Origin of the sequence: Amycolatopsis sp. NPDC101161 (genome assembly GCF_044768185.1) — a bacterium.
Taxonomy (GTDB): domain Bacteria; phylum Actinomycetota; class Actinomycetes; order Mycobacteriales; family Pseudonocardiaceae; genus Amycolatopsis.
The window spans coordinates 1,433,826-1,450,618 of record NZ_JBIWPI010000002.1 but is presented as its reverse complement, the minus strand read 5'-3'; the positions used below and the strand labels follow the sequence as shown (position 1 = coordinate 1,450,618).

At 65.8% G+C, this 16,793-nt stretch carries 17 protein-coding genes and 1 tRNA gene; 5 read left to right on the top strand and 13 right to left on the bottom strand.

What is annotated here, in order from left to right; all coding sequences use genetic code 11:
* Position 1: 1 nt before the first annotated feature.
* Entirely contained in the window at positions 2-1,441 is a 1,440-nt protein-coding gene (locus ACIRSS_RS18135) for a trehalose-6-phosphate synthase (protein ID WP_400896169.1), read from the bottom strand.
* 82 nt (positions 1,442-1,523) lie between these two features.
* Positions 1,524-3,017: a threonine/serine exporter ThrE family protein gene (locus ACIRSS_RS18130; RefSeq protein WP_400896168.1), complete on the bottom strand. Its 1,494-nt coding sequence runs from the start codon at positions 3,015-3,017 to the stop codon at positions 1,524-1,526.
* Between the two features lie 171 nt (positions 3,018-3,188).
* Here ACIRSS_RS18130 and ACIRSS_RS18125 point away from each other — a divergent pair.
* Positions 3,189-3,261, top strand: a tRNA-Thr gene (locus ACIRSS_RS18125).
* Positions 3,262-3,339: 78 nt separating this feature from the next.
* Here the strand turns inward: ACIRSS_RS18125 and ACIRSS_RS18120 are convergent.
* From ACIRSS_RS18120 to ACIRSS_RS18075, 10 genes are all read right to left on the bottom strand, one after another.
* A complete protein-coding gene (locus ACIRSS_RS18120) occupies positions 3,340-4,686 on the bottom strand; it encodes a tyrosine-type recombinase/integrase (RefSeq protein WP_400896166.1) in 1,347 nt (448 codons plus the stop codon).
* Between the two features lie 15 nt (positions 4,687-4,701).
* Entirely contained in the window at positions 4,702-5,007 is a 306-nt protein-coding gene (locus ACIRSS_RS18115; RefSeq protein WP_400896164.1) for a helix-turn-helix domain-containing protein, read from the bottom strand.
* Positions 5,008-5,295: 288 nt separating this feature from the next.
* A complete protein-coding gene (locus tag ACIRSS_RS18110) occupies positions 5,296-6,444 on the bottom strand; it encodes a DUF3631 domain-containing protein (protein WP_400896162.1) in 1,149 nt (382 codons plus the stop codon).
* A gap of 35 nt (positions 6,445-6,479) precedes the next feature.
* Positions 6,480-6,839, bottom strand: coding sequence for a hypothetical protein (locus tag ACIRSS_RS18105; protein WP_400896160.1), 360 nt, complete (start codon positions 6,837-6,839; stop codon positions 6,480-6,482).
* A gap of 234 nt (positions 6,840-7,073) precedes the next feature.
* Entirely contained in the window at positions 7,074-9,335 is a 2,262-nt protein-coding gene (locus ACIRSS_RS18100) for an FtsK/SpoIIIE domain-containing protein (protein WP_400896158.1), read from the bottom strand.
* Positions 9,335-10,237 carry a hypothetical protein gene (locus ACIRSS_RS18095; protein ID WP_400896156.1) on the bottom strand — a complete coding sequence of 301 codons (903 nt, stop codon included), beginning with the start codon at positions 10,235-10,237 and terminating at the stop codon, positions 9,335-9,337. The genes ACIRSS_RS18100 and ACIRSS_RS18095 overlap by 1 nt, the downstream gene beginning before the upstream one ends.
* Positions 10,237-10,440, bottom strand: a complete 204-nt coding sequence (locus ACIRSS_RS18090; protein WP_400896154.1) for a hypothetical protein — start codon at positions 10,438-10,440, stop codon at positions 10,237-10,239. The genes ACIRSS_RS18095 and ACIRSS_RS18090 overlap by 1 nt, the downstream gene beginning before the upstream one ends.
* Positions 10,440-10,757 (bottom strand): hypothetical protein, encoded by a 318-nt coding sequence (locus ACIRSS_RS18085; protein WP_400896152.1) that lies wholly within the window; start codon positions 10,755-10,757, stop codon positions 10,440-10,442. Before ACIRSS_RS18085 ends, ACIRSS_RS18090 begins: the two co-directional genes overlap by 1 nt.
* Before the next feature lies 1 nt (position 10,758).
* Positions 10,759-10,989: a hypothetical protein gene (locus ACIRSS_RS18080; RefSeq protein WP_400896150.1), complete on the bottom strand. Its 231-nt coding sequence runs from the start codon at positions 10,987-10,989 to the stop codon at positions 10,759-10,761.
* Positions 10,990-11,111: 122 nt separating this feature from the next.
* On the bottom strand, positions 11,112-11,405 hold the full coding sequence (locus ACIRSS_RS18075; RefSeq protein WP_400896148.1) for a hypothetical protein: 294 nt from the start codon (positions 11,403-11,405) through the stop codon (positions 11,112-11,114).
* A 195-nt stretch (positions 11,406-11,600) separates the two neighbouring features.
* Between ACIRSS_RS18075 and ACIRSS_RS18070 the strand changes: the two genes are divergently transcribed.
* The gene (locus tag ACIRSS_RS18070) at positions 11,601-12,461 is read left to right on the top strand and encodes a GntR family transcriptional regulator (protein WP_400896146.1); all 861 of its coding nucleotides are present in this window, start codon (positions 11,601-11,603) and stop codon (positions 12,459-12,461) included.
* Positions 12,458-13,396, top strand: a complete 939-nt coding sequence (locus ACIRSS_RS18065; RefSeq protein ID WP_400896144.1) for an NAD(P)-dependent oxidoreductase — start codon at positions 12,458-12,460, stop codon at positions 13,394-13,396. The genes ACIRSS_RS18070 and ACIRSS_RS18065 overlap by 4 nt, the downstream gene beginning before the upstream one ends.
* 58 nt (positions 13,397-13,454) lie before the next feature.
* On the opposite strand, the gene ACIRSS_RS18060 is transcribed toward ACIRSS_RS18065, so the two are convergent.
* Positions 13,455-14,321, bottom strand: a complete 867-nt coding sequence (locus ACIRSS_RS18060; RefSeq protein WP_400896142.1) for a hypothetical protein — start codon at positions 14,319-14,321, stop codon at positions 13,455-13,457.
* A gap of 389 nt (positions 14,322-14,710) precedes the next feature.
* On the opposite strand from ACIRSS_RS18060, the gene ACIRSS_RS18055 reads away from it, so the two are divergent.
* Both ACIRSS_RS18055 and ACIRSS_RS18050 read left to right on the top strand, forming a co-directional pair.
* Complete coding sequence (locus ACIRSS_RS18055; protein WP_400896140.1) at positions 14,711-15,919, top strand: DUF262 domain-containing protein; 1,209 nt, start codon at positions 14,711-14,713, stop codon at positions 15,917-15,919.
* Positions 15,920-15,927: 8 nt separating this feature from the next.
* Positions 15,928-16,536: a hypothetical protein gene (locus ACIRSS_RS18050; RefSeq protein WP_400896138.1), complete on the top strand. Its 609-nt coding sequence runs from the start codon at positions 15,928-15,930 to the stop codon at positions 16,534-16,536.
* The last annotated feature ends 257 nt before the right edge of the window (positions 16,537-16,793 follow it).

Below are 16,793 nucleotides of genomic sequence, written 5' to 3'. Positions count from 1 at the left end.
GTCAGTCGACCGCTTCGGCACCCAGAGCTTGGAGGAACGAGCGCGCCCATCGGTCGACGTCATGAGTGAGGACCTGGCGACGCATGGCGCGCATCCGGCGACGGCCCTCGGCCGGGTCGAGCGTAATGGCAGCTACTAAAGCGTCCTTCACCCCGTCCAGGTCGTGGGGGTTGACGAGGAATGCGCTAGAGAGCTCGGCGGCCGCCCCGGCGAACTCGGACAGCACCAGCGCGCCCCCGAGGTCGTGCCGGGTGGCGACGTACTCCTTGCAGACCAGGTTCATGCCGTCACGCAGCGGCGTCACGACCATGACGTCCGCGGCGGAGAAGAAGGCGGCCAGCTCGGTGCGGTCGACCGATTGGTGCAGGTAGTGCACGACCGGGTGGCCGACGCGGGAGAACTCGCCGTTGATCCGGCCCACCATCTGCTCGATCTCGCCGCGCATCCGCTGGTAGTGCTCGACGCGCTCGCGGCTGGGGGTGGCGAGCTGGACGAACGTGACGTCGTCCGGCTGCAGCCGGCCTTCGTGCAGCAGCTCGTGCAGCGCCTGCAGCCGCAGGTCGATGCCCTTGGTGTAGTCGAGGCGGTCGACGCCGAGCAGGACCGTCTTGGGGTTGCCGAGGTCGCGCCGCAGCTGGGCGGCGCGCTCCTGGACGCCCTTGGTGCGGGCGAGGTTGTCGAGGCCGGCGGCGTCGATGGAGATGGGGAAGGCGCCGACGCGGACGGTCCGGTCGCCGACCTGCATCGTGCCCGGCCGCGACCGGACGCCGACCGCGCCGCGCGTCGACTCGAGGCCGATCAGCTGGCGGCACAGCCAGAGGAAGTTCTGCGCCCCGCCGGGGCGGTGGAAGCCGACCAGGTCGGCGCCGGTGAGGCCGCGGATGAGCGCGGCGCGCCACGGCATCTGCATGAACAGCTCGACCGGCGGGAAGGGGATGTGCAGGAAGAAGCCGATGCGCAGGTCCGGTCTCAGCTCGCGCAGCATCGCCGGCACCAGCTGCAGCTGGTAGTCCTGGATCCACACGGTCGCGCCCTGGGCGGCGACGTCGGCGCTGGCCTGCGCGAACCGGCGATTCACCTTGACGTAGCTGTTCCACCACACGCGGTCGAACACCGGGCGCTCGACGACGTCGTGGTAGAGCGGCCAGAGCGTGGCGTTGGAGAAGCCCTCGTAGTAGTCGCGGACCTCGTCGGCGCTGAGCGAGACGGGGTGCAGCACCAGGCCGTCGTCGTCGAACTCCTCGACGTCGACGTCCGGGATGCCCGGCCAGCCGACCCAGGCGCCCTTCCGGGATCGCAGGAACGGCTCCAGCGCGGAGACGAGCCCACCCGGGCTGGCCGTCCAGCGGCGTTCACCGTCGGTCGTGCGTTCGAGGTCCACCGGTAGCCGGTTCGCCACTACGACGAAGTCGGCCTGGTTCCCGTTCTCCTTGTCACTCACAGCTGCTGCTCCTCGCGTCCTGGGTCGCGGCCCCAGAGTGAAACCCTATCGCGTGAGCGATGAACAGCCGGTGACCGTCGGGTTACTCCAAGCTTCGTTCGGTCGGTTCGAGCGGACCAGCCATGCGTGGTCCGGCGAACCGCCGCTCGAGCCTGCCCAGGCCGGTCCGCACCGGCTGGGCGAGCCATTCCCCGAGTACCACGCCTGCTGCCAGCGCAAGCCCGATCGCGACGGCCGTCATGAGCGTCGAGATGTTCCCACTGGGCTCGACCCCGATCTGATACAGACCACGGTAGGTCGAAAGGCCCGGAAGCAGCGGAGTGATCCCGGACACGGCGACCACCAGTGGAGTAACGCCGAGTCGTCGGGCGAGCACGCCACCGCAGAACCCGACGAGCGTCGCGGCGATGGCGGACGAGCTGACGCCGTCCAGTTGGGCGAGCGTGAGCGACCCGTAGACGGCGGCGCCGATCCCCCCGGCGGCCGCGGCGACCAGCATCGCGCGCATCTTGGAGTAGCTGGCGAGCGCGAAGCAGCCGGCGGCGCCGGCCCCGCCGAGCACGACCATCGGCAGCTGCAGCGCGGTCGACGTCGGCACCTCCGGCAGCGGCGTCCGCGGCAGGCCGAGCATGACGGCGATCCGCAGGGCGAGCACGACCCCGGCGATCAGGCCGGCGGACATCAGCGCGGTTTCCATGGTGCGGCCGGCGGCGGTGACGTTGTAGCCGGTGATGGCGTCTTGAACCGCGGAGACGGTGGAGAGCCCGGACAGCAGCACGGTGACCGCGGCGGCGACGACGAGCGTCGGTTTGTCGGTGGTCAGGACGTTCATGCTGACGATGGCCATGGCCGAGAGCGTCGCGACCAGGCCGCCGATGACCTGCTGGAAGAAGAAGGGCAGGCCGTAGCGGTTCACGAACCGCCCGATCCGGTCGATGACGCCGGAGATGACGAAGGCGACGAGCGCGATGTCGATGCCCCCGCCGAGCAGCAGGGTGATGAAGGCGGCGACCCCGCCCCAGGCGAGCGTCGCGGTCCAGCGCGGGTAGGGGTGCGAGGCCTGCGTGATCCGCTCGAGCTCCTGCTGAGCCTGCTCGGCACCGACGTTCCCGCGCACGATCTGCCGGATGAGCTTCTCGGTCTCGGTGAGCCGGGTGTAGTCGAGGCTCCGGCTCCGCACGACGCGCAGCGCGGTGACGGGCGAGAGGTCACTGCCCCGGTGGCAGGTGACGGTGATCGAGGTGAAGATGACGTCCACCTCGCAGTGCGGCAGCCCGAGAGCCCCGGCGATGGCGATGATGGTGGCGGTGACGTCCGAGGCGCCGGCACCGCTGGCCATCTGGACCTCACCGATGCGCAGGGAGAGGTCGAGCACGAAGTTGACGGTGGCCTCGTCGGGCAGCTGCGGCCCCATGGCCTCGTCGGCATCGACGGCGGGGAACTCGCCGGTGGGTGCCTCGAGGACGTGCCAGGGGCGGCGCTTGAGGAGGTTCGGGCGGTGGGTCCGCGGCTTTTGCTCGGGCGGTTCGAGGAGGGGCCATCTGGTCGTGGTGTGCCCGGTGCTGTCGATCTTCAAGATCCACCTCCTCGCTCTGTCGTCCTCCTCCGGGTGCATCGACGGCGGTGTGTCCATCGTTGCAGTGGCGTTGACCACGTTGCTCCATAGTGGCCTGGAGCTGGTGATCTTGCCTCTTGACGGGGTGGTGGGGTGGGGCCGATACACTGGGGGCGGTGCCTTGGGCACCAGGCCGCTATAGCTCAGCTGGTAGAGCATCTGTCTTGTAAACAGAAGGTCAGGGGTTCGAGCCCCCTTGGCGGCTCATCTCTGACCAGGGAGTCTCCGTTTTCGGAAGACTCCCTGGTCTCGTTCCGTCTCAGTTTCCGTCTCATTCGGTGCCCTACGCGGATACGAGCGCGGCCGCCGGCGGCTCTCCGTCGTCGTCTCCTGGTGCTTGCCAGAGCAGCCCACCGAGCTGCGTGGCGATGCCGCGCCGGACCTCGTCGGGCACGTGCTGGTAGCGCTGGGCCATCGTGATCTTGGACCAGCCCATGACGTCCATGACGGCTCGCTCACCGATTCCGAGGACGAGCAGGAACGTCGCCGCGGTGTGGCGAGCGTCGTGCAGTCGCGCTTCCCGCACGCCGGCAGCCTTGAGGACGGCCTTCCACTCGCCGTAGTCCGCCCGCGGGTCGGTGGGCTTGCCGGTGGGCTGCGCGAACACCCACTGCCCGTCGTGCCACAGGTCGGCCGCGATCCGTCGTTCGGCCTCCTGTTGCTCCTTGTGCGCGAGCAGAGCCAGCACGAGCGGCGGTGGCACGCTGACAACGCGTCGGCCGGCGCGGGACTTCGGCTCGACCACTACGAGCCCGCCGCTGTGCCGCTGGCGGCAGTCAGCGCCGCGCTTGCGGCCGCAGGGCCGTTCGCCGCAACCGTGCTGCCAGGTTTGGCGCTGAAGGGCACGGCGGACAACCAGCAGCCCGGTGACGTGCGCGCTCGGGCAGTCCTGCGCTGTGCGCGCGGCGCAGCGCGGCTCCCCGCAACCGTGGTGCCACTCGACCTGAAGATCGGTCCACTTCAAGCCCAGGGCCTCGCCCTGCCTCAGTCCGAGCGCGAGCGCGACGGCCCAGCGCGCACCGTTCCGCAGTGCCTGCGTTGACGCGAAGATCGCCTTCGCGTCGGCGACGGTGAGCGGGTCGATTTCGGTCTCGTCGATCTTGGGAGACCGAACGGCGCTGATGGGGTTCTTGCCGAGGCGGTCTCGTCGGTCCGCTTCGTTCAGCGCGGCGCGCAGTGTGATGTGAACCTGTTGCAGGGTGGCCGACTTGGCGCCTTCCTTCCGCAGCCGTGCGTACAACTTCTCGATGTGTTCCGACTCAAGTCGCTTGAGCTTGTGGGCGCCGATTCCGGGGATCAGGTACTTGCTGATTGCCGTCCGGTAGTAGGTCTGTGTCTTGTACCGGACCGAGGGCAGGGCGATGGTTTCGAACCAGTGCAGCAACCACCGTTCGACTGTCCAGTCCGGCCCGGTCTTCTCAATCGATCCGGCGTCCCGGGCGCGTTCGAGCTGCCGGACTTTCTTCGTCACCTCCGCTTCCGTCGTCGCTTGGACGTGCCGGCGGTCGGGCTTCCCGTTGTCCTTCACGCCAACGGTCACGCGGCCGTGCCAGTAACCGTCATTGCCGAGGTAGATGCTGCTGGCACCGTTGGGAGCGCGGGTGCCTTCCGGGCGATTGCGTCGAGGCATGTTGGTTCCCTTCGGTCAGGCGGCTGAGTTCTGGGCGGCGGCGTCCGTCACGAGGCGTTCTGCAAACTCGCGCACGGCAGAGGCAGGGACGCGGCGAAGACGGCTGATCTGAACGGATTCGAGCTGGCCGGTCTTGACCAGACGGAAGGCCAGGGTTCGGCCGATCCCGAGCCGTTCCGCGGCTTCCTCGACTGTCAGCAGGACACGTTCCGGCATCTGCCGGACGGGCGCGGGTGGTGGTTCGGCTTCACTCGTGGCGAGGGATTCGGCGAGCTTCGCGAGGGTGGCGGCAAGCTGGGTGAGTTCGTTGGCGGTAGCCATCGGTGGTGTGAGCCCTTCGGGTGGCGGTGCGGGTGGCGTTGATGCGCATGGGCTCTCCTCGGTTTTGGTGTGGGTGGTTGTCGGTGCTGAGGGGGTAGCCGTACCAGCCGTACCAGCCTCGTTTTGACTGGTCAGGTGCGGTACGGCTTGGATTCCTGGTACGGCTCAAGCCGTACCAGGGCCGTGACGGTGGTACGGCTTGAGCCGTACCAGGCGGGGAAGCCGTACCAGGGCTGACCTGCGGAAATGAGGCTGGTACGGCTGGTACGGCTACCCCGCCCGGCGGTGTCAGGCCGACCGCGCCCGGCGGAGCGGAATAGCGCCCCCGGCGGCGGCGTCGCCGTCGCGTTTGGCCGGCGGATCGGTGCAGTAGCGCTCCCACGAGTCGGTGAAGTCGGCACGGCGGTAGCCCTTGGCCTGCCCGGCACCGGGGAACCGCATGGTGTCCGAGCGGATGCCGTACTCCTTGAGCAGACTGCCGAGCTTCATAGCGGTGAGCCCGGTCGCGCCGTACTCGCGCCACGGCGACTCGTCCAGTGCGCGTAGCCGGTGCAGCAGCTCGGCGGTGGGCAAGGCGAGTTCGTCGGCGAACGCGGTACGGCAGTCGGTGAGCAGGCGTTGCCGGTCGTTGCTGTCGTTGTCCTCGTCAGCGGCAGCGGTGAGAGCGAGCACGGCGGCACGGGAGCGGTCGCCCCAGGTGCCTCCGGCGTGGTCGGCGACGGCGACCAGGGGTTCCCAGGTGTCGGCGGCGCGGTCTTCCACGGGCATCTCCGGTTCGGCGGTCTCCAATGTGGACAGGTCGGCGCGCAGCCACGCGTGCAGGTTGTCGGCCAGGGCGCGCAGGGCGGGCCGGTCCCGGCGGTGCCGGTACGGGGCCACGGTTTCGCCGGGCGCGCGGCGGCGCATCCGAGCGATGACGGCGCGGTCCTCGATGGTGTCGGGCATCGCGCCGATGCCGGCGAGGGCGGCCATGGCGAACGTGGGAATGGACTCGACGCGCTGGTTAGTGGCGTCGTAGCGCTTGGCCGGCCGGTTGCGCTGGTGCCCGGCGTTGAGCAGCCCGCGCAGGTCCTCGTTCCCGTCCGCTTTCGGCCCGAAGATGGTGTCCGCCTCGTCGACGAGCAGGGTGGGCGGGTCCTCGGACACCGACCGGTAGACGGCGGCCGGACTGCTGTTGACCGTGATGAACGGGTTATGGCAGGTGGCTTCCACGATGTCGAGCAGCCGGGACTTCCCGCAGCGCTTTTCCGGGGCGCGGATCACCAGCCGGGGCGCGTGCGCCCACGCCGGTTGCGCATGGGTGGCGGCGATCCAGAGGGAAATGGCGTCGGCGGTCTCCGGGTTGGGCAGGGCCACGTAGCGAGTAAGCGCGGCCCGCAGCGAGTCGAGCAGGGCGGCGCCGTCCAGAGTGGACGGTTCGATGTCGTACGTGCCCATCGGCACTCCCTCGTCGTTAGGCGTGCTGGTGGTCATCAGGCGGCCTCTCGCGTAGCGATCCAGGCATCGACCCGCGCCCACGACGCGGCGGCCTGTGCGTGGATCTGGTGCGGTGTCAGGGCGGGCCGGGTGGCGACGGCGCGGCGGCGTTCGAGTTCGGCGTAGGTCGGCGCAGCGGCGAGGGCGCGCCAGTCGGCGGCGGCCGACACCGCGTGGGAGGTCTCCCGCAGCGTGCGGCGGCGGTCCCACTCGACCCATTCGGCGAGGAGTTCGACGACGTGCGGGCTGGTGGCCAGCAGCCGCCAGGCGGCGGCGTCGAGGGTGAGCGCGCGGTACTCGGTGAAGGGGATGGTGACCCGGGTGGCCGGGGCGGCGGCGGTGGTGTGCGTGGTCAAGGCGGGTCCTCACGTCGATCACACGGGGTGACAGTGTGTGGGCGTGTTCGGCCAGGGCTAGGGCCGGGCGACATGGGCACTAGCCTGGTTTTCAGGGTGTTTCCGCAGGTCGGAGCGAGGTGGGCCTAGAGCGCTAGTGCGCTGGTCACGACGGCTGCGGGTGTCTAGAGGAGGGGTCTAGGTCTAGGGGCGGTCCGGTCTAGGACGCGCACCGCCCCTAGCCTCTGAGATTGGTTACGCTCGGTTGTTCTTGGCGGTGGTGAGGGCGTCGCGGGTGTAGCCGTTGCGGTTGGCTGCCTTGCCGGTGTCGGGGTCGGTGCTCCACACCTGCTTGGGCTTGACGCCGTAGGGCTTGAGCGCGGTGGCGAGGTTCTGCGCGGTCCAGCCCCGGTACTGGCCGGGCCGCAGCTCGGCGAGGCGGGTCACGATGGCGTCGGACCAGAGCTTGTCCTCGCCGCGCTCGAACACGGCGATGGTGTCGGCCAGCGGGTCCAGCCGCGCGGCCTCGACGTCGACGGCCTCACCGGCGGCGTAGCCGGTGATGTTGCCCAGCGCTTCGCGGCGGGCGCGGGCGCCGGCGGCGATCTTCTTGGCGTCGGTGGCGTCCTTGTAGACGCTGCGCACGATCTGCGCGTCGTCACCTTCGCCGGCGAGGTAGCCGATGCCCCGGTCGGAGCGGGCGAACATCGTGGCCCGCACCCCGGACTTGTACTGGCTGGTGCCGAGAACCATGTCGTTGGCCTGCTGCCCCATCACCTTGAGGCAGAACCGCAGGATGGCGTTCGCGGAGATGCCTGTGGGCAGCGACTTCGCGTCCGGGCGCTGCGTGGCCAGGATCAGCGTGATCCCCAAGGCGGGGCCGCGCTTGACCAGGTCGGTGCAGATCTCCTCCAGCTCCTCGCCGTGCTCGGGGTGCTCGAACCACACCTGGCACTCGTCCACCCCGACCACGATCGGCGCGAGCCGCAAATCCTTGCGTGCGGCCAGCTCCGGGGTGACCTTGTTATCCGGGCACACGGACTCCGGCAGGTTGCGGATCACCTTGGTGCGACGGCGCATCTCCTCGCGCAGCTCCCGCATCTCGACCACCATGCGTTCGATGTCCTCGGGGTCGTCGCCCACGCCGTAGCCGTGCGCGCACTGCCCCAGCGGCGAGAGGTCACCGGTGCCTTTGAGGTCGTAGGCGTAGAGCACCGCGCGCGGGTCCAGGGCGGCGATCAGCAGCAGTTCCCGCAGCGTCACCGTCTTGCCCATGCGCGGGACCGCGCCGATCACCATCGAGGCGAACATCAGCGTGATGGGCACCCAGCGGCCGCGCTGGTCGGTGCCGAACGGCTGAGCCTTGAACAGGTCGACCGTCGCGCCCGGCTTGGCCAGCGCCCACGGCTTCTGCTTGGCCTTGGACATGTCGATGTCCCCGACCCACAGCACCAACCGTCCTTCGTGGACCTTCGCGTCTCCCTCGGGCCACACACACCCGATCTGGCGACGCAGCGCCGAGGACAGCTCGTCGCGCTTGGCGATGATGTCGCCGGCCGTGACCCCCAACGGGAGGTCGACGTCGGCGCGCCAGCCGTCGCCGTCGCGGGCGATCGGGTTCGGGAACTCGATGCGCTTGCCCTTGGCGTAGGCCTGGTTCAGGCCGCCGATGCCGAGTGAGCAGAGCGCGTCCTCGATCATCGACGACGTCAGCTTGGGTGTCTTGACCGAGTCCACGGCGCGGCCGGCGACTGGCTTGTCGGCCGGTGCGCCCCACCAGCCCACGAGCGTCATCGCGACGACCAGGCCGGTCCAGTTCCAGAACGGCGTGACGAACGTGATGCACAGGTAGACGATGGCCAGCAGCACGACCACGGCGAACATCACCGGTCCCATGCGGCGGCGCACGGTTTCGTTGCGGATCTCGCGCAGCTTCATGTACAGCTCGGCGTCGGCGCGGTCGCGGGCGTTCATGCGGACCGGGTGGGACTCCGCGTCGTACACCCAGGCGCGCAGCCGGGCGACCAGGCGGCCGGTCGCGCGGAACGAGCGCAGGAACGCGGTCGGCACGTACACCGGCACCCGCAGCGCGTGGAAGGCGAAGGTGTGGGCGGCGTAGCGGACCAGGAACCGGGCGCGGGAGCGGAACTCTTCGGCGGAGGTCAGCCAGCGCGCGACCAGCGGCCGGGCGGTGGCGTGGCCGGCGGACTCCCACCACGTCGGCTTCGTCGCCGGTGGGTCGACCAGCCGGACGACCGTGTCGGGCTCCGCCGCGTCGCCGGTGGCGGGTCGGTCCTGCTCCGGGATCTCCTCGGGGGTGCGGGCGGTGTCCGGGCGGATCGGGACGACGTTCCCGGCGCGGGTGACGGCGGTGTTCACGGCGTCGTCGCCGGTGGCGTTCACGGGTGCGTCGGCCGGGGTGTTCGTGGACGGGTCGGGCGTGCTGTTCACGGTGTGGGGCCTTTCGGGGTCGGGTCCGTTCACGGACTCGGGGGTGTGGTCGGCGGTGGTGGACATCAGGCGGCCTCCTCCTGGTCGACGGTCACGGGCTGGTGGGCGGGCACCGGCGCGACGGCCGGGCGGGCGGTTTCGGCGATCAGGTCGTCGGCGACGTTCTTGCTGGTGCCGCGCGAGATCTCCGGGCACACGGAACGGACCCAGGACGGGGTGATCTTGATGCCCGGTGCCCACGCGGCGCGGGCGTCGGCTAGGTAGTCTCCGCGCAGCTTGCGCGCCGGCTTCGCGGCCGGCTTGCGGGCCGGACGGCGAGGCGTTCGGGCGACGGGTGCGGGCTTCTCCCCCACGCTGTCCTGCGCCGGAGCAGGCTCGGCCGCTGGAGCGTCGGCGGCGGGCTGTCCGGTGAACGCCGTGCCGGCGGCGGCCATGACGGCCTCGGTGAGCATGTCCCGCAGCACCGGCGCAGTCTCCGCCGCGAGGAACACCAGCACCGGCGGAACCGAGTGCAGCACCACCCCGGCCACGTCGAAGTGCGTCCAGGACTTCCAGGTGTTCATGACGTAGGTGGCCAGGAACCCGAACCACTTCGTCCGACGCGCCCACACCCCGGTCTCGACCTGGTACCGGGCGGTCACCTGCTCCGCCCGCAGCACCGCCACGAGCACCAGCGACACCATCGGGTCCAGCAGCCATCCAACGACCCACCCGAGCGACCAGGCGGCCGCGCCGGCGGCAGCGAAGCTCTGGACGTTGACCATCGTGAACGCCAACCCGAGCAAGATCCCGAGCCAGATCACCACGTCGATCTGCGTACGGACCTTCTCCACTCGCAGCGCCACCACGTCCGGGTGGTTGGTCAGCGCACGGACCTGCGCGGCGGTGGCGGCGTCCTGCGCGAGCTTGTCGGCATCGGTTAGCGGCTGGTGCTTCGCGTCCTGTGGGACAAGGGTGTCGGTGCTCATCAGCTCTCCCCCCACTTCGTGTCGTGCGTGCGGTTCCAGCGGTCCTGGCGGCCTTCCAACTCGGCCTCCAGGACCAGGCGGCGGTCTTCGTCGCTCATGCCCGACAGGACGCCCTGGCGGTGCTCGGGCTTCATGCGGGAGAGCATCAGGTGGACGACGGCGCAGGAGGCTGCTTCGTCTTCGGTTTTCTTCTTGCCGAACATCAGCGACGACCCCCACGGGTGGTGTGGACGATTTCGGTGATGGCCATCAGCCGCACGATCGTGGCGGCGGCCAGCAGGGCCGGGACGAGCAGCGCGATCCAGGTGGCGGTCGTGTTCTGGATTTTCACGATCACCAGCCACTGGACGAACGCGATGATCGCCGTGGCCAGGACCAGCCGGATCGTGTTGCCCGTCATGCGGGTGACCTCGCGGACGCCCCTCTGGGCTCGTACCGCGGATTTGCGGCCGGAGCGCCACACGGAGAACACGCCGACCAGCGCGAGGCCGCCAAGGACCATCAGCATCTGCGTGGACATCTCAGGCCACCTCCGACACGTCGAACAGGTCGGTCTGGCCGGGTGCCTGCCAACCGCCGCCGTGCCAAACCGCGTCGAGCGCGATGCCGTGTTCGGCGCGGATGATCGGCTCGACGTCCGCGAGCCAGGTCTGGCGCATGGCGGCGGGGGCCTTGGCCCACGACCGGCCGGTGTCGGTGAACCGGCGGATCGCCAAACGCTCGATGGCGCGGGGAGTCAGGGTGCTTACCATGGGAGACCTCTCCGAGTAGCTACCTGCGTGGTGGTTGATCGGGAGACCCGACGCGGCGTGCGCGTTCTTGGCGGAGTGAGCCGCCGTGTCGGGGCCAAATGCGGCGATGACGAGTCGGACAGTCATGCGGCCTCGCCCGCCGGTGCCGACGCGGCGGTGTCCAGCCGGACCGGCAGAACCCGGAGCGTCGCCCGATCGGTCCGCCGGCGGGTTCGGTGGGCGCGCTGCGGGTCGGTGAACGCGTACCGGGTGCGGGTCTCCGCCACGGCCGTCGAGGCGGTCAACTCCTGGTCGACGTCGGCGATCAGCGCGTCGATGGCGGCCTCGTCCAGACCGTCCGGGTAGTAGCCCTCACCAGCGGCAAGGCCATCAGCAGCGATCCGGACGACCTGGTTGGTGATGTGTGCCGACTTCATGGTGTGCCCTTCGGTGGGTGTGTTGCGGAACACCATGAACCTAACAGTTGGTTTTTTTACCAGTCAACTGGTTGACTCGAATGGATTAGCGTCATGTCCTCTGAGCTGGGAGAACTTCACCGGTCATCTGGTATGGTCTGATCTGCTAGCCATCCAGATGATTGGTCGCAATGGCGACCCGAAGGAGCTGCACACATGTCCCGGCCGCGCTCTGGGGTCCAGCGGTCCGACCCGCTGCACCAGCAGGTAGCCCGCAACATCCGGAACGACATCGAAGCCGGTCGACTCCGCGACGGTCAGACTTTGCCGACCACGCGCGAGCTGGCGACCGAATGGAACGTCAGCCCGTTCACGATCAACGAGGCGATGGACGTGCTGATCAAGGAAGGGCTTGTCATCAGCAAGCCCCGCGCCGGCCGCGTCGTCAACGCGCCGCATGTGACCGCAGAGACGCGCCCGAAGCCCAGCGCGCCCCACGTCCTGCTGGTCGGCGGGTACGCCGGCAGTGGCAAGACGGAGCTTGGCCGCGTCGTGGCCCGCGAGACCGGCTGGCCAATGCTCGACAAGGACACCCTGACCCGCCCCGTCGTCGAGGCCGCCTTAGAGCTACTTGGCCTGTCTCCCAACGACCGCGAATCCGAGATGTACCTCGGCAAGGTCCGGCCGCGCGAGTACGAAGCGCTGATCAGCGCAATGACCGAGAACGTCCAGTGCGGCAACAGCGCAATCGTGACCGCGCCGTTCATCAAAGAGTTCTCCGACCCGGCGTGGGTCGAACGCATTCAGGCGACATGCCAGGGGATGGGAGCCAAGCTCTCGTTCGTCTGGGTCTACTGCGACGCGGAGACGATGCACACCTACGTACGCCACCGTGGCGCCGCGCGCGACGCCACGAAACTTGCGAACTGGGAGAGCTACCTCGCCGGGATCGACCTCGAGCTACGGCCGCCCGTTCCCCACGTCGTCATCGACAACTCGGCATCCAGCAAGCCTCTGCAGGACCAGGCGAGGAACCTGGTCAGCACCGTACTCAGTCAGGATTCGGAACAGCAGTGACCGCGACAACACGCATCCTCGTTAGCTCGGAGACGGACGACCTAATCGGTCGGGAACTGTTCAGTCAGCTCGACTCCGTCGAGGTCATCCCGTACGACCCCACGACGACGAGCCTGGACGAGCGGCAGCGTCAGGCTGAGATCTTCGTGCCGCCGTACCGGGGCACCAACCGCCCCATGGCGTTGATGGCGCAGATGCCGAATCTTCGGATGGTTCAGATCACGGCGGCCGGCACGGACGAGTGGGTAAACGAAGTCCCGGATGGCGTCGTCCTCGCCGGCGCGCGGGGAGCGCACGCGGGCCCCGTCTCCGAGTGGGTGCTATCTGCCGCATTGACCCAGTACCGCCAGTGGCCGGCGCTGGTGCGGTTCCAGGACGAGCACGTGTGGGCGCACCGGAAGTTCGCCGCTGATACCTTGCGCGGCAAGCGTGCTCTTATCGTCGGCGCGGGCAGCATCGGGTTGGCCGTCGCACGGTTGTTCGCCGTATTCGGCACAGAGTCCACCTTAGTCGCAAGTACGAGACGCGACGGAGTTCACGCGGCAGGCGAAATCCCAGAACTCATCCAAGGGCACGAAATCGTCGTTATCACCGCGCCACTAAATGACCAGACACGCAATTTGGTCGACAAACACTTCCTTGCAAGTATGGATGACGGGTCACTGCTTATCAATGCGGGACGCGGAAAGATAGTCGACACGAATGCGCTCGTGACCGAGCTCCAATCAGGCCGCCTACGCGCGGCGCTAGATGTCACAGAACCGGAGCCCCTCCTCGAAGACCATCCGCTGTGGGCTTGTCCAGGTGCAATAATTAGCCCCCACTCCGCCCGCACTGTACCCGGAACAAACGAATTGTGCTATGGCGTTGCCGTTGAACAAGTAAAGACATTTATGATCGGCAAAATTCCAGCGAATGCAGCGCGCGCACGCTAAGTGCATAACCAAAGCGACTTTGACCGTGTGAGATGGAAGACGTCACCAGAAATTTCTCCTAAATCCTCGGCTGCGGACTGTAGGCATCAACTACGTCGGCGGCGATTTCCATTGCTGCCTTAGCTTCGGATTCGGTGACGCGTCGACCAGCGTGCACGACGGTGTTCCGTACTTGAACCAACTTCTTGTTCCAGTTATTCGGAACTTTCAGGTCCAACTTTTCAGCCATGCCGAATAGGCCGCCCAGCGTCATACTCTTACTCAACAGAAGTCCAGCCACCCGCCCGTCGGCCATACCATTGACCGCATCCGTGACGGCGCGCGTTAAGGCAACCTCGGCGGCGGTCGCGCAGTCAACCACGACCGTCCTCCACTCGCGTTCGTACAGTGCACGACGCGAAGCAATCAACAGAACTCTCGCCATCGGCGGCTCTTCGAGATTTCCTGCTTTCTCCAACGCATACCTCCACTCTTTAGCCACCGCAAGCTTCGGGCTGTGGACATTCACCCCCCGCTCCGTATACGTAGGAATTCCATTTGCGAAGTCGCCAGTCCTGGCGATCGTAGGCGTAAACGAAGAGACAAAAGAGCCGACATCATCCGATAAAACACTCAACCAGCCAATCAAAAGCTCAACCCATAAAGGAAGCGCTGCGGCAACCTTGTCAAGTTGCCTCGAAGTGAGATCCTGATCCTGGGCTATCAAACCAAGGCACTCCACAAAAGCCTTCTTGGAATAATATATCCCCCAAGGTCGATCATCTTTCCAGGAATCAGTGGGCGCGTAGAGAGACTCATCTTCGACACTTCCCCTGGGGGGAACGACCTCGTATGCGACCGATGCAATCCTCGTCGCATAGACCTCTTCCAGGAAATCATTGCTTGAATGTATGCTCGTACCGAGAGCTATTTTCGCGTAGTGCATGTGACTCCTCCATTGCGATGTCTTCGAACATGCCAATGATGCCACCTCTGGCACGGCGCGTCATTTTGTTTGCGTCAGCGATCCCGGCAGTACGGTCTGCGATCAGAAGCCTCCTAGGCGTACGTCGTGGACCTGACTCCCCGCGCTGCGCCGCCTCAACCGTCGACATCTGCCTTCAGACTCCAGGTCGGCGCCCAGAGGCGGTGTCTGTTCATAATCCTCGCAAGCTCGAAGAGGGCCCGCGTATCCATTGTCGCCGCGCGGTTCGGAGCATGCCAAGGCCCAGCGATGTGCTGTGTAGGCTACTCGGCGTTGTCACTTGCTTCTGTAGCATGATATCTTGCTCAGAATTGCATTGGTATCTGTATTTCGGCTTATGGAGGTGTCCTTTGACGCAGGATGACGATATCGCACTCCCCGATGACATCGACGAGGAAGAGGATGAGGGCGCTGCGGTACTGAAAGTTGAAGACGTCCAAGACGTTCTGCTCTATACACTCGATTGGAGTGTGCAGAGTCTGCTTGAGCGTATTGGAAATACTTTTGATATAAATCCTGCATTCCAGCGGCGTGATGCTTGGAATGTGTATAAGAAGAGTCGCTATATCGAATCTCTTATGCTGGGTCTACCGGTTCCTCAGGTTGTCCTTGCCGAGGACAACAAGAAAAAGGGTAGCTTCATTGTTTTGGACGGCAAGCAACGACTTGTGACGATGAAGCAATTCGCGGCGCCGTCCGATCTTTTTCCGGCCTTTAAGCTGCGAAACCTTGAGTTCCTTACTCAGCTCAATAGGCTAAGCTTCAAGCAGATTCAAGGCTCTGCAGAGCACGCGGACTTTGTAGAGAACCTGCTCGCTCAACCAGTTCGTACCATTGTTGTGCGGAACTGGCGCACTCCGGCAGTTCTGTATCAGATCTTCGTACGATTGAATCAGGGAAGTCTCTCGCTCTCGCCGCAGGAGTTGCGTCAAGCGCTTTTTCCTGGTGAATTCAACTCGTGGATTAATGCGCGGTCGGCTGGAAGTTCGCCCATCCATCAGGCGCGCCGGATAAAGAGTGAAGATTTCCGAATGCGTGATGCGGAGATGCTTCTTCGGGGGGTGGCTTTCAATGAGCGAGTCGAGGAATATCAGGGCGATTTGCGCAAGTTCCTTGACGAAATGTGCTCAATAGGCAACTCGGCGTGGGACGCTCGGTCTGAGCACTATGAGGAGCTTGCAACGCAAGTTGAACTAGCAATTGAGCGAACAATTGACATATTTGGTCACCGCGATAGCTTTCTGCGATTCTCAGAAGACGACTATGTGCGTCGATTCAACATCGCAGTGTTCGACGCTATGTGTCTCGTGCTGGGTTCTCCTGAGATTGATGACGCGTCCTTGCGTGACAATGGACCACGAATCGTTGACGGTTACAAGAATCTTTGCGTGAATAACGATAGCTTTCAGTCAGCACTGAAGTCGACGACCAAGACTGCAAAGGCAACGGTTGATCGAGTGGTTCTATTCGGGGGCGTGGTAGAAGAAGTGCTTGGCGTGAAGCTGGGGATCATTGATCGTGTGAAGACCTTGGTTGCGACCAGTGGAAGCGGAGAATAGGTGTCAGAATGCCTTCTCCTCTGTTTGTCTCTCTGCAGGGAACGTTAAACTCCTTACGGCAACACCTAATCGTAACGGGTAAAGAGTATGATAAATATACGCCGGCAGAGCATTCTCAGGCGCTCGGATTTCGCGTTCTTGCGAGTGCTCACCTAGAAGACTACGCGGAGAAGCGCTGCTCGGAAGTGGCGAAGATAGGGATTGATCGACTAAAGAGGGGGCAGCCGACGCGGACCGGCGGGTGTTTAGTGGTGTGGTACCTCGTGCGGAAAGAGAAGCTCGTAATCCCGCTCTCCTCAGGTGAGATTGTTCACGACGAGAAGATCGATCTTGCGCTAGAGGTCTATCAGAACATGGTAGGAAATAAGCATGGAATAGGTGCGTCAAACTTGAAAAATCTCGTTGTTCCGCTTGGTGTGCGCGAGTCGGGGCTTGACGACATCCTTTTTACTCGCCTGGGAGACTTGGCGGAGAAGCGCGGTGCTGCTGCGCATGTCAGGGTAAATCGTGCGAAGGCTATGCAGGATCCAGACGAGGAATGGAAGCAAGTCGATGCCATCTTGCCACTCTTGCAAAAACTAGATGAGCACTTGGACGTTGTGCTTCACGATCGGTAGTGCCAGACCCTGTGTCCTTGGTCTAATGGCCGACAGGCGCAACGTGGCGGCCCACCCCACGTGGAAGGCTGGCCCGGAGCCCGGCTCAATTGTCGTCTCATTCGTGGTAGGTCACCCAAGGCCGTTCGCCGGTGGGCAGCGCCCCTGACCTGCGGGGGATCGGGTGGCGACCTGTGGTGAACCCTGAACCTGACAGCTTGTAAACAGAAGGTCAGGGGTTCGAGCCCCCTTGGCGGCTCAGATCTTTCTTCGCCGGC

Coding starts and splice junctions, on each gene's coding strand:
- ACIRSS_RS18115 (WP_400896164.1), bottom strand. CDS start 5,007: ATGGCTACCGCCAACGAACTCACCCAGCTTGCCGCCACCCTCGCGAAG.
- ACIRSS_RS18050 (WP_400896138.1), top strand. CDS start 15,928: ATGCCTTCTCCTCTGTTTGTCTCTCTGCAGGGAACGTTAAACTCCTTA.
- ACIRSS_RS18080 (WP_400896150.1), bottom strand. CDS start 10,989: ATGGTAAGCACCCTGACTCCCCGCGCCATCGAGCGTTTGGCGATCCGC.
- ACIRSS_RS18090 (WP_400896154.1), bottom strand. CDS start 10,440: ATGTTCGGCAAGAAGAAAACCGAAGACGAAGCAGCCTCCTGCGCCGTC.
- ACIRSS_RS18070 (WP_400896146.1), top strand. CDS start 11,601: ATGTCCCGGCCGCGCTCTGGGGTCCAGCGGTCCGACCCGCTGCACCAG.
- ACIRSS_RS18060 (WP_400896142.1), bottom strand. CDS start 14,321: ATGCACTACGCGAAAATAGCTCTCGGTACGAGCATACATTCAAGCAAT.
- ACIRSS_RS18110 (WP_400896162.1), bottom strand. CDS start 6,444: ATGGGCACGTACGACATCGAACCGTCCACTCTGGACGGCGCCGCCCTG.
- ACIRSS_RS18100 (WP_400896158.1), bottom strand. CDS start 9,335: ATGTCCACCACCGCCGACCACACCCCCGAGTCCGTGAACGGACCCGAC.
- ACIRSS_RS18095 (WP_400896156.1), bottom strand. CDS start 10,237: ATGAGCACCGACACCCTTGTCCCACAGGACGCGAAGCACCAGCCGCTA.
- ACIRSS_RS18075 (WP_400896148.1), bottom strand. CDS start 11,405: ATGAAGTCGGCACACATCACCAACCAGGTCGTCCGGATCGCTGCTGAT.
- ACIRSS_RS18120 (WP_400896166.1), bottom strand. CDS start 4,686: ATGCCTCGACGCAATCGCCCGGAAGGCACCCGCGCTCCCAACGGTGCC.
- ACIRSS_RS18085 (WP_400896152.1), bottom strand. CDS start 10,757: ATGTCCACGCAGATGCTGATGGTCCTTGGCGGCCTCGCGCTGGTCGGC.